The sequence below is a fragment of the Mucilaginibacter sp. 21P genome (assembly GCF_019331605.1).
Classification (GTDB): Bacteria; Bacteroidota; Bacteroidia; order Sphingobacteriales; family Sphingobacteriaceae; genus Mucilaginibacter; species Mucilaginibacter achroorhodeus.
In genome coordinates, this window is sequence record NZ_CP063061.1 from 1011127 (window position 1) to 1023128 (window position 12002).

Annotated in this window: 8 protein-coding genes; 3 read left to right on the plus strand and 5 right to left on the minus strand. The window is 44.8% G+C overall.

Features of this window, described 5'->3' with window-relative positions:
- Nucleotides 1-18: 18 nt before the first annotated feature.
- The 4 genes from INP83_RS04440 to INP83_RS04455 form a co-directional block, all read right to left on the minus strand.
- Nucleotides 19-3297, minus strand: coding sequence for a TonB-dependent receptor (locus INP83_RS04440; protein WP_146269338.1), 3279 nt, complete (start codon nt 3295-3297; stop codon nt 19-21).
- Nucleotides 3298-3592: 295 nt separating this feature from the next.
- Nucleotides 3593-4471 carry a hypothetical protein gene (locus tag INP83_RS04445; RefSeq protein WP_219126451.1) on the minus strand — a complete coding sequence of 293 codons (879 nt, stop codon included), beginning with the start codon at nt 4469-4471 and terminating at the stop codon, nt 3593-3595.
- Nucleotides 4472-4474: 3 nt separating this feature from the next.
- A complete protein-coding gene (locus INP83_RS04450) occupies nt 4475-5725 on the minus strand; it encodes a YdcF family protein (protein ID WP_219126452.1) in 1251 nt (416 codons plus the stop codon).
- Between the two features lie 114 nt (nt 5726-5839).
- Nucleotides 5840-6316: a hypothetical protein gene (locus tag INP83_RS04455; RefSeq protein ID WP_146269335.1), complete on the minus strand. Its 477-nt coding sequence runs from the start codon at nt 6314-6316 to the stop codon at nt 5840-5842.
- A 288-nt stretch (nt 6317-6604) separates the two neighbouring features.
- Here INP83_RS04455 and fumC point away from each other — a divergent pair, with 288 nt between their 5' ends.
- The 3 genes from fumC to INP83_RS04470 all read left to right on the plus strand — a co-directional run bounded on the left by fumC (nt 6605) and on the right by INP83_RS04470 (nt 9525).
- Nucleotides 6605-8002, plus strand: coding sequence for a class II fumarate hydratase (gene fumC / locus INP83_RS04460; protein ID WP_219126453.1), 1398 nt, complete (start codon nt 6605-6607; stop codon nt 8000-8002).
- Nucleotides 8003-8086: 84 nt separating this feature from the next.
- Nucleotides 8087-8722, plus strand: coding sequence for a fumarate hydratase (locus INP83_RS04465; protein ID WP_219126454.1), 636 nt, complete (start codon nt 8087-8089; stop codon nt 8720-8722).
- 5 nt (nt 8723-8727) lie between these two features.
- Entirely contained in the window at nt 8728-9525 is a 798-nt protein-coding gene (locus INP83_RS04470) for a S1/P1 nuclease (RefSeq protein ID WP_219126455.1), read from the plus strand.
- Between the two features lie 37 nt (nt 9526-9562).
- Here INP83_RS04470 and INP83_RS04475 read toward each other — a convergent pair whose 3' ends face one another.
- Nucleotides 9563-11614, minus strand: a complete 2052-nt coding sequence (locus tag INP83_RS04475) for a M13 family metallopeptidase (protein ID WP_219126456.1) — start codon at nt 11612-11614, stop codon at nt 9563-9565.
- Between the last annotated feature and the right edge of the window lie 388 nt (nt 11615-12002).

A 12002-nucleotide genomic window follows, 5' to 3' on the forward strand; every position in this document is an offset into this window, starting at 1 on the left:
TTCTGTTATCATTTAAAATTAGAAGGAAGCCCTTAAGCCAAGGTTGTATGAACGCACAAGCGGATAAACACCGTAATCGATACCCGGCGCAAGGTTTGGTGGCTGGGTGTTGTTTGATGCACCGCTGCTAAAGTTATAGTCAACCTCAGGGTTGTAGCCTTTATATTTGGTAATGGTAAAGGCGTTAACTACCGAGCTATAAATCCTTAGGTTGCTCATGCCAATTTTGCCGGCAATGTTCTTTGGCAGGGTATAACCAACGGTGATGTTGTTACAACGCAGGAACGATCCATCCTGCAGATAAAAGGTTGATAAACGGGTACTGTTACTTTGCGTACCTGCGCGTGATGCACGGTAAACCGTACCATCACCAGGGTTAGCTGCATTGCGGTAACGCTGTGCAACATCGGCGTACTGGTTGCCGGATCCTTCCATATTGTACAGATAGTAATCCTGCCCATCCAACACCTTATTGCCTTGTGAGCCATTGAATGATGCACTCAGGTCAAACTTTTTATAAGAAGTATTAAGCGCAAAGCCATAAGTGAAATTTGGGTAAGGGTTGCCAATAACGGTTTTATCAGCGTCGTTAACCACGCCATCGCCATTGGTGTCCTGGAAATACAGGTCGCCAACGTGCAGCGGGTTTGATTGTGATGCCGATGGCGCAACTTTGTTGATGTTCTCTGGCGTAACCATGCCGGCTACTTTAAAGCCGTAGAACATACCAACAGGCTGCCCTTGCTGGGTAATGTTGGTTAAGTAAGAGCGTTCTGCACCATTAATGATAATGGTGTTTCCGCCGCTAAGCTTGGTTACTTTGTTGCGGTTTATAGATATGTTACCGCTTAAATTGAGGTTGAAGTCCTGGCTGCTTATCAAACGACCGTCCAACTGAAGATCTAAACCGGTGTTACGTATCTCACCATTCTTTAAATTGGTAAGTATAGTAGTAGCACCTGATATGGCTGAAATTGGCTGGTAGTATAAAAGGTTGTACGACTTACTTAAATAGTAGTTAGCAATCACCGATAAACGGCCCTTTAGCAATCCAAACTCAGCCCCAAAGTTGTACTGAGAGGTAGATTCCCAGCTAAGGTTAGGATCTGTTAAGCCGTTAGGGTAAGTTGCAGATGCAACAGAACCCGGTGAACCAAATACTACACCGGTAGGGTTTGATAAGGTTTGCAGGTAAGCATAGTTAGGGATATTATAGTTACCGCTTAAACCCCAGCTCGCACGCAATTTGACGGTAGATTGTTCGCCTAACAAATTGTTATAAAAATCTTCCTCAGAAAGCGTCCAGCCGGCTGCTACTGATGGGAAGTAACCATACTTGTTATTGGTACCAAAACGCGCCGAACCATCAGCCCTGAATGAACCGGTTAGGAAATATTTACCGGCATAGTTATAAGCGACGCGGCTAAAATATGATAACAGCGTAGTTGTTGATTTACCGGTATTGTTGTTAAGTGTAAAGAAAGCAGCATCAGCACCCTTACCTGTTATCTCAGGCACGTTATCGTTTTGGAAGCCTTTTGCAGTTACACTCAAAACATCACCGGTAGTTTTTTGGATGGTATAACCTGCCAATGCATCTATCCTGTGTTTGCCAAACTGTTTGTTATAGTTTAAGGTAAACTCGGCCAGTTGGTCGTTAATGGTTGTGGTTTGAGCTGTTGCAGTTGCTGCAGCAATTGCCTGTGGCGATCCCGGAGGGTTTGCGCCGCTGCTAAGCGTGGTTGGCAAATAGTAATCGTATTTTTCGTTGTAGGTATTGGTACCCAGGTTGGCCTTAAAGGTAAGCGCATCTATAATTTTATAGCTTGCAGCTGCGTTCACGTTTGTGCGGTAGCCTTTCCTGCTTATTTTCGTGCGGGTTGCCAAAGCAACCGGGTTTTCTATGCTTTGATAACCATAAGCTGATGATTCTGCCGCGGCCCTGTTAGTAGCCAAAGAGCCATCTGCATTATAAGCCGGGAAGTAAGGCATATAAATAAGCGCACCAAGGATAGGGCCATGGTCAAAACGGCCTTCCTGGGTTTCGCGGTTATAGTTTTGCGTGTACGACACGTTCGCTGTAACGTGCAATCTTTTGTTGATGTCAGATTCTATATTAGAACGGAAGTTATAACGCTCCTGGCCTGATGCTACAATGATACCCGGCTGGTTCTGGTAAGCGCCGCTAACATAATAACGGGTTGCGTTTGTACCGCCGGAGAATGCCAAAGTATGTTTCTGGAAAAGCGTATTGCGATACAACTCATCCTGCCAATCGGTATTTACGGTTTGGTGGATAAGCGATTGCGTTGGGAAATCGTAAATGTAAGTAGGGATCTGCACGCTACCGGCATTACCAACATTGGCTACCCGGGTAGCATTAACATCAGAGTACATGGCATCGTTCCAAACGTGGCCTGTATTCTGCCAAAGGTCTTTGTAAGCATTGTTTCGGCCATCAATAACCAATTGGGCAAACTGGTCTGAGTTAAGCAGCTTTACTTTTTTAGCAAGCTGATCGCTGCCCACCTGAACATCGTATTCAAATTTGCTTTGACCTGCCTTACCGCGTTTGGTAGTAATGATCACTACACCGCCTGCAGCTCTTGAACCATATATAGCGGCAGATGCAGCATCCTTCAATATGTCTATAGATTCAACATCTTCGGGGTTGATGTAAACATCATTGTTGGCAGGGTATCCGTCAATAACGTATAATGGATCTGAACTGGCGTTGAACGACCCCACACCTCTTACACGTATTTTGGTGGTTTGATAAGGTGCGCCGCTGGTTTGTGCTACCTGCACGCCGGCAACTTTACCCACCAGGGCCTGGCCAAGCGTTGGTGCAGCAAGGTTAAGCTCGCTGGCTTTCACGCTCGATATAGCACCCGTAACATCGCTCTTGCGCATGGTTTGGTAACCAATGGCAACAACCTCGTTAAGCATGTTAGCCTGCGGGGCAAGTTTAATGCGTAGTGCCTTGCCATCATAAGTAACTTCCTGGTTGATGTAACCGATAAAACTGAAAACAAGCACAGCACCTCTATCAGCATTAATAGAGAAACGTCCCTGCGCATCAGTGCTGGTCGCAATGGTGGTATTTTTTACTTTTACGGTAACGCCCGGCAGTGGCTGGTTGGTTTCGTCTAACACGGTACCGGTTATGGTTTCAAAAGCCGGGGTTTTAGTGGATGCTTTTATGGCAAAAGCAGGTATAGCAAACATCATCAGCATAACTACGGTTATACCGGCAAATGCCTGCTTCAAAAGATTGACAGTAATCTTTTTTTGCATACATTTAATTATTAATTGTTAAAAGACTTGTAGTGTAAGTTGATTGGCAAGCGATCACTCGAACCGGACAATTGTTGGCGCAACTCCGGTTTTTGTGTTTTATAGCCTGTGATTAATACGGTTAGAAGAAGTGTTACATAGGCAATGTGTTTAACAATTTTGGAATAAGTAAACAAAGAGTTAGCTGAAATAGCAAACGAAGGGGTGTGCTGTTGCTATAATGGCAACAAAGCTACCGCCGCTGTCTTAACAAAACAGCGCTAATAGATTAATTTTCTGTTAAGAAAAAGGGTGTTTACCAACTTGTGTTGGTGTAATTAACGTTGTTTTTGCGGGAGGATGTCACTGCAATACCTTTGCTCCCATCGATAAAAGTGAAGCCTTCGAGTTCATCCTGGCGGCTATCAATGTCAATCTGTTTGATCACCTGCATAGTACCTGCATCTACAGACTTTTTAAGATCCACATAGGTTAAGCGCCATTTGCGGCCTTCTACCTGGTTTTGTATTAATATCAGAATACCATTATTTGCAACCCAATGCAGGTTTTGTACCCATGGCGAGCAAGTGAATTTTTTGTACAGCACGCCCGGCTCAGATGTTTTAGTGCAACGGGCAAGTTTTTCAGGGTCATACAAACGTACCTCGTTGCCTTTGTTGCCGTAGTCGGCGGTGGCTACATACCATTTGTTGTTATATTTCACATATTCTGGGCGGGTCCCCTGTATGCAGGCACCGTCTTCAATAGTGCTGATGAGATTGCCATCCAGCGTGCCGGTCTTTTGCAAACCGGGCCAGTTTACGAGGTATATCACAGCTTTCCACTGCGTACCTTCTTTATTTAACCGGATAGAGTTGCCTATGAAAACTTTGTCGCTGCCATTATAAGCTATTCCCGTAGGGTGGCCAATAACGTCCTGTCCGTTTTGGGTAAGTTTATATTCCTTGTTGATATATCTCAGGCTATCTTTTTCCCATTTAAACTCGCGTATCATGCCCACCTCGCGGTCGCCGTATAAGAAAATACGACCATTTTGGTTTGATGCCCCCTGGCATGCCCCTAATGAATCTACGGTAGTTTCCCGGACGATAGTTGTATCAATACCTTTTATGATAAAGGCGCTTGATAACCCGGCGACAAGCAATGCGGCTGCAGCAAGTTTAAATTTCATCATATTTTATGGATCCAAAGGTTCATCAGCATCAATTTGCAGCGAGCTGATGGATGGATAAAATTCAAGTGAGGTTTCAGATAAGCGCCTACCCAATTTGTAAGGCAGATATTTCAGCTCCTGAATGCAGCGCTTGTCCATTTTCTCTATAAAATCGTTCTGGTATTTGTCGGTTACAATAAGCCCCGGCTTGGCGAATGGCATGCCGTACCTGAAAACCAAACGGGCATCATTACGCAGGTTGGTGGTTGTGTGGCGGGCATGTGGATCAATAATAACCGCGCTGGCAGGCAGGTGCAGCGTGTTAATCATGTAGCGGCGCATCTCAACTGCTTCGTTGTTTTTTGTTTTAAAAGGATGCACGCTTCCGCCTGACACTACTACAAAAGGAGCTTTACCTGCAAAGTACTCCCGCGCAGCAAAGCGGCAGCGTAACATACCCTCGCCACTCAGCGGGGTAGTCAAATTATCCGGACCGGCACCCGGCACCAATATATGGCTGTAAGGGTAGGCCGCCCATTTTACTGTTCTTACTTTTTGAACGGCAGGCTTGTTTAAACCCGCTGCCATAGGCTCATAGAAGCCGGCATTGTTGCGTTCGTTTATCTCAAGGTAAGTAAGTGCAGCGTGCAGGGGTGCAGCAAAAAATACATCGGCTGGTTTAACGGTGTCAGCAACTTCTGTTGCCGCATCGTACATCAAAGTATAGTAGCTTTTTTTATTTACATCAAAGCTGATGGAATCTATCTGCGGATAATTGGGCTTTTTACCTTCGGCGTACACACCAATAGTGAAATTAATAGCCGAGGCATCTTGCTGCCAGGCCTTTATTAAAAGGTTTGCCGGCGTTTCATCTTTATAAAGGTTATAGCAGCCAGATGGAATGAGATGTTGCTTTACCAGCCTGTCCAAAGCATTACCGGTTTTGTACAGCGCACCTAAGCGTCGGCTTACCAGGTCTATTTCTTCGTTACTGAACTTGAGTGTGGCAGGCAGGCAAAGTCCGTCTTTACAAGTTTTCATGGCGTTCTTTAACGCATCTGTTTTTGCTTTGGCAAGGGTGGCAAGCTCTTTATCGGAGGTAAGGATCGCCTTAGCTTGCTTGTCATTTTCTATCAGCGTTAGCAGATAATAGTTTTTTGATTTTACCCAGCTGCCGCCGTCAACCAGTTTATAACCGGCTACAGCGCCATAAAACTGCGCATGGGTAGCGTTAGCAATAAAAAAAAGCGAAACAATGAGAAAGATCTTTTTCACAGGATAAAGAATTATGACAAAATAACCCGGGCGCAGTTAAATAATTGTTACTGCCGCATTACTATCGTATTATGTAATACAGATGTTACGGATATTAAAAAGGGGAAGAGGAAATTACAAAAACTTACCCAACAGAAAACCAATGATAAGCGCAACTGCAATGGCTGCCCAGCTGATGTAGAGTGTAAGTTTGGATTGATCTGCCTTTTTCTGCAGATCGCGTATTTGCGACTCGTTTGATAGCTTGAGGTTTTGCAAGCGCATGTTTTGCTGCTGCAATTTTGCTAATGTACCCCCAACTTCAACAGGCTTTTGCTGCTCTTTTCGGTACAGCGCCAGGAAACCTCCCGATTTGATGAGTTTCTCGCCCTTGGGTTTCAATATCACCTTTTGAGGAATATCATAAGGGCCGTGTTCTCCGGTGACTTTGATCAACTCTTCGCGCAGCAATATCTGTATCATGGAAAATGCAGCGGCTTCATCCCCGTCAAAAAGGATCATCACCTGGTCGCGGGTAAGGCTGTCCGGAACGCCAAAGGCTTCCAGCAGGGCATCAAGCATTTCACATTCAAACTCATTCAGATCAGTCATCCTTACAAATTTCGTAATAATTCTGCATTGATAAATATAAAATATTATTCAACATGTCACTACGGGCAATTGAGCGGTAATCTCAACGCTGCAGACACGCTTGATCTTCCTGTGAGATGCCCCGTAGTCCCGATAGCCGTCGGTACTCCTCGCCATGAAATATTTTAAATGTCCTCTCGCAAATATAAGCTGTAGATTTCCTTTACACCTTAACAAAAAGATTACCCTTAACCTTTAGCATCCTCGGCATAAAAAACTAAATTTGCTGCCCTAAAACATACTATCGTTATGAGTTTCAGAACCGAACATGATACCATGGGCGCGGTACAGGTACCGGCCGATAAATATTGGGGTGCGCAAACAGAGCGTTCTCGTAACAACTTTAAAATTGGACCGGAAGCTTCCATGCCGAAGGAAATTATAGAAGCCTTTGCTTACCTGAAAAAAGCAGCAGCTTACACCAATACTGACCTGGGCGTATTGCCTGCCGAAAAGCGCGACCTGATAAGCCAGGTTTGTGATGAGATATTAACCGGTGCTTTAGACGCGGAGTTTCCACTGGTGATCTGGCAAACGGGTTCGGGCACACAATCAAACATGAACGTTAACGAGGTGGTAGCCAACCGTGCACATGTGCTGCAAGGCAACAAATTGGGCGAGGGCAAAACCTTTATTCACCCTAACGATGACGTGAACAAATCACAATCATCAAACGATACATACCCAACTGCTATGCACATTGCTGCATATAAGATATTGATGGATGTAACCATTCCGGGGGTTGAGAAATTACGTGATACCTTACACGCAAAAGCGGAAGCTTTTAAAAACGTGGTTAAGATAGGCCGTACCCACCTGATGGATGCAACGCCGCTTACATTGGGCCAGGAATTTTCAGGTTATGTTTCTCAACTTAATCATGGCCTTAAAGCTTTACGCAATACTTTGGATCACCTTAGTGAACTTGCTTTGGGTGGTACTGCGGTAGGCACCGGTATTAACACACCGCAAGGCTATGATGTTAAGGTGGCTGAGTATATTGCCAAGTTCACTAACCTGCCATTTATCACTGCCGAGAATAAATTTGAAGCATTGGCTGCACACGATGCCATTGTAGAAAGCCATGGCGCTTTAAAGCAAATTGCAGTATCATTAATGAAGATTGCCAACGATATCCGTATGCTGGCATCTGGTCCGCGTTCCGGTATCGGCGAGATCCATATTCCGGATAACGAACCGGGCTCATCTATTATGCCGGGTAAGGTAAACCCAACCCAAAACGAAGCCGTAACCATGGTTGCTGCCCAGGTTATGGGTAACGATGTGGCTATCTCTATTGGCGGCTCAAACGGTCATTATGAGCTTAACGTGTTTAAGCCGGTAATGGCTGCAAACTTCCTGCAATCTGCACGCTTAATTGGCGATGCATGTGTGTCATTCACAGATCATTGTGCTGCCGGTATAGAGCCAAATTACGAAGGTATTAAAAAGCACCTTGAAAATTCTTTGATGCTGGTTACGGCACTTAACCCGCATATCGGGTACGATAATGCTGCTAAAATTGCCAAGACCGCCCTTAAAGAAGGCACATCATTACGCGAGGCCGCCATTGGCCTTGGCTTATTGACAAACGAGCAGTTTGACCAATGGGTACGCCCTGAAAATATGATCGGTAGCTTGAAATAGCACCTCACGCCCCCTGAAGGGGGGTAGAATTTTTAGCCTCTTCCCTTTTACGGAAGAGGCTTTTGAATTATCAGAACACGGTTTATGAAAAAGCCTTCCGCCTTTTACCTTTCGGCTTTAACCTTCATCAGGAATGTCATGGTGAGCCTGTCGAACCATCGCGGGCCGGGCCAACGCGCAACCCTCCGGCAAGCTCAGGGTAAAAGACTGTTCGTTTGCGTTATAAAACCTTTAGGTTTTTACCTTTTACCTTTCATATTGCTAACATCTGCCTGCAAATTTAACCCCGATACACAAACGCCGGGGCAAGCTTACCTGCAGGGTGAGTGGAAGCAGGGCAGTGTAACAATGCAGCAACAGTTGGTTAATTATTCTTTATATAACCTTAGGTTTAACTGTGATTCGTTTTTTGTGCGGATAAATACCTTCAGCAAGGCCAACGCCGGTGCAGATAGTTGTACCAAAAGCGGCCATTGGGCAGAATACGCCAAAGGTGTTTACGAGCAAAAGAATGATACCCTGCACGTACGCGGCATTTTCTGTAATGCAGATTACAGCTACAAGGACCCATCCGGCTGTTTGCGATCAGGCGTTTATGAAGAATATTTTAAGGTGACGAAAAAAGCAGATTCGTTAGTTCAACTTAGTCCAACATCCGGCGTGTTACCTATCGATCTGAAGCTGATAAAAAGAACTACTTGCATCCCAAAACAACTATAAAACAAATGAAATTTAATTTAATAAAACGTATTGCTTTAGGCCTGGCTTTGTTATACCTGCCGGCGCAAACTATGGCCTGGGGAACTAACGGCCACCGTATTTGCGGACAAATTGCCGATAGCTACCTAACACCAAAAGCCCGTAAAGCCATACAGGCCATCTTAGGTAACGAATCTATCGCCATTACCAGCAACTGGGCGGATTTTATCAAATCAGACCCTAAATACGGCTACCTGTATAACTGGCACTTCATAAACTTGGAAAAGGAAATGACCAATTCTGAATTGCAGGAGCATTTAAAGAACGATACCACAGCTGATGCCTACACAAAGATCAATTACCTTGTGGCTGAACTGAAAAAGAAAACTACCAGTAAAGCAGACAGGCTGCTTGCTTTGCGCATGGTTATCCATATTGTTGAGGATATACACCAGCCGATGCATACCGGCCATTTTGCTGATAAAGGCGGTAACGACATAAAACTAACTTGGTTTAACAACCCAACCAACCTGCACTCGATATGGGATAGCCAGTTGATAGATTTTCAGCAATTGAGCTACACAGAATATGTTGCATGGATAAACCACACTACCCTCGCACAACGCAACGAGTGGCAAAAGGCGCCACTTAGCCAATGGATCTTAGAATCAAACCACCTGGCAGCAAAAATTTACGCAGGTGTAAAAGATGGCGACAAGGTGAACGTTTACCGTTACAACTTCGATTACATTGGTACACTTAACGAGCAATTGGTTAAAGGCGGCGTAAGGCTTGCCGGGTTACTTAACCAGATATTCGGATAACAAAAAAGGAGAGCTAAACGGCTCTCCTTTTTTGTTGCTACCAGATCTTCACCCGCTTGTCCGGGTCTATCCACATTTTGTCGCCTTTCTTTACGCCAAACGCTTCGTAAAACTCTGGCACATCGCTGAACGGGCCATTTACTCTCAAAAAGTTTGGTGAATGCACGTCCGTAAGTATCTGGTTTGATAAGGTTTCTTTGCGGCTGTGGCCTAACCAGCCCAAGGCATAACCTAAAAAGTAACGCTGTACCGGTGTTAAGCCATTAATGGTTTTGCCTTCTTTGTATTGTTTGGTCTTTTTAAAAGCATCAAGGCCGATGACTATACCACCCAGGTCGGCAATGTTTTCGCCAAGGGTCGCCTTGCCGTTCACATGCAGGTCATTCACCTTATAGCCGTTAAACTGCTTCACCAGCATATCGGCACGTGTTGCAAACTTGGCGGAGTCCTGCGGTGTCCACCAGGGTTTAAGGTTTCCTTTTTCATCAAACTGGCGGCCTTCATCGTCAAAGCCGTGGGTTATCTCGTGGCCAATGGTTGATGCAGCGCCGTAGCCGTAAACCACCGCATCATCAATTTTATCGTCGGCAGTGCCCGGTATCGTAAATATGGCTGCCGGCAGCACTATCTCGTTATTAGATGGGTTGTAATAAGCGTTGTAAGTTTGCGGAGTCATGCCCCATTCTGTACGGTCAACAGGTTTGCCCAGTTTGCTCGCGTTAAACTTGCGGTCAAACTGTGCGCTGTTCATGATGTTTTGCACGTACTTGTGCTTATCTATCTCAAGGCCCGAGTAATTGCGCCAGTGATCAGGATAGCCTACTTTTGGATAAACTTTGGCCAGCTTCTCATAAGCGCGTTTTTTTGTAGCAGGGCTCATCCAGTCGAGTTTATCAATGTGATCTTTAAACGAAGTACGCACCGCCTCAACCATCTCCTCATAACGCTTCTTAGTTTTCTCCGGGAAATATTCTTTCACAAATATCTGCCCTAAAACTTCGCCCATAACAGCTTCCTCAACATCCAATACGCGTTTCCAGCGAGGTAATTGTTCTTTTTTGCCTGATATTACAGTGCCATAAAAACGAAAGTTCTCATCAGCAACAGCCTTATTAAGGTAAGGGCTAAATTCCTCAAGCAGGTTTTTGCGAAGGTAATTTTTCCAATCGTCAAGGCTAAATTTGGTAAGCGCAGCATTTACAGCGCGCAGATACTCCGGCTGGCCAACGATAACCGAATCCACTTTCTCATAGTAAGCTTTATCAAAGGTTGCCTTCCAATCTACCAGCGGAGATAATTTGCTTAAGCCGGCCAGCGGCATTTTGTTATAGTTATGGTAAGGGTCGCGCAGGTCCTGTAAAGTCCTGGAGCTGTCGGCCAGGAACTTTTCTATAGCATAGGTTTGCTGCGCTGCCTTTTTAGCCGCCTCGTTGTTATTACCTAAGAACTTAAACAACGCAGGCAGGTGCTTTTGCTGGTAATCATTACGCACTGCTGCAGTGTGCTCATCGTTTTTAAAATAATAATCGCGGTTGGGCAGCCCAATACCGGTTTGGTAAAGCTGCAGCATCATTTTCTCGCTGTTGCGCTCGTCCTGTCCGGCGTAAACGCCTATCGGCGTGTTTACGCCTATGGTAAGTAAGGTGGCGAAGGCATCAACCAGGCTTTTGGTATCTTTTATTGCGTCTACCTTCGCGAGTTGCTCTTTCAACGGCGATAAGCCCAATTTCTCTATGGTAGCGGTATCCATACCGCTGTAATAGAAATCGCCTATTTTTTGCGTGTTGGTGCCTTTGGCTGCATTGGCCTTCATGGCATCCTCGTTTATCTTACGCATCTTGTTACGCAGATCTTCCTGTACCATGTTAAAGATGCTCCAGGCCGAATAAGCGGCAGGTATCGGATGCGCCTTCAGCCAGGTGCCATTCGCATATCTAAAAAAGTCATCTCCCGGCTTTATGCTTTTATCTATGTTATGGATAACAACATCGTTTTGTTCGTAAACCTTTTGCTGGTTATCGCAGGCGCTAAGCGCTAACAAAGCAACTGCCGTGGCGGCAAGCTTACTTCTGTTCAATTTTATAGGCATTTTCTTAATTTGTATTAAAATAGGTACAGCAAGTGTATGGTATAATAGATAAGTCTCAATAAATAGACGCCAATTTTCAGGATTTTTGTCCATCTCAAGGGTTCTCTAAAAGTAGCTACAAAATTTTTTAACTCAAAAAACATCACATTAAAAGTTGGGCGCGCAACAGTTAAGCAATTTATGTTTAAACAGGTAATACCCCTTTAACAGGTTAGTATTCAATGATAATCGATTTATTTGGTAGACTTTTAAACCCCGGTATTCCTAAAATGAATAACCGATCCTGTTTATAGCTACTGTTAGCAAAGCCCTGCATAGGTTTTTATGGCCTGGTGTTTGTTAAAAGCTAAACGGTCCTGCATACATCTTTGAAAAATATTTCATCTAC

What these genes read in the sequence shown, in the direction of transcription:
- INP83_RS04475 (WP_219126456.1), bottom strand. Translation starts at nt 11,614, where the DNA reads ATGCCTATAAAATTGAACAGAAGTAAGCTTGCCGCCACGGCAGTTGCT.
- INP83_RS04445 (WP_219126451.1), bottom strand. Translation starts at nt 4,471, where the DNA reads ATGATGAAATTTAAACTTGCTGCAGCCGCATTGCTTGTCGCCGGGTTA.
- INP83_RS04470 (WP_219126455.1), top strand. Translation starts at nt 8,728, where the DNA reads ATGAAATTTAATTTAATAAAACGTATTGCTTTAGGCCTGGCTTTGTTA.
- INP83_RS04455 (WP_146269335.1), bottom strand. Translation starts at nt 6,316, where the DNA reads ATGACTGATCTGAATGAGTTTGAATGTGAAATGCTTGATGCCCTGCTG.
- INP83_RS04440 (WP_146269338.1), bottom strand. Translation starts at nt 3,297, where the DNA reads ATGCAAAAAAAGATTACTGTCAATCTTTTGAAGCAGGCATTTGCCGGT.
- INP83_RS04465 (WP_219126454.1), top strand. Translation starts at nt 8,087, where the DNA reads ATGAAAAAGCCTTCCGCCTTTTACCTTTCGGCTTTAACCTTCATCAGG.
- fumC (WP_219126453.1), top strand. Translation starts at nt 6,605, where the DNA reads ATGAGTTTCAGAACCGAACATGATACCATGGGCGCGGTACAGGTACCG.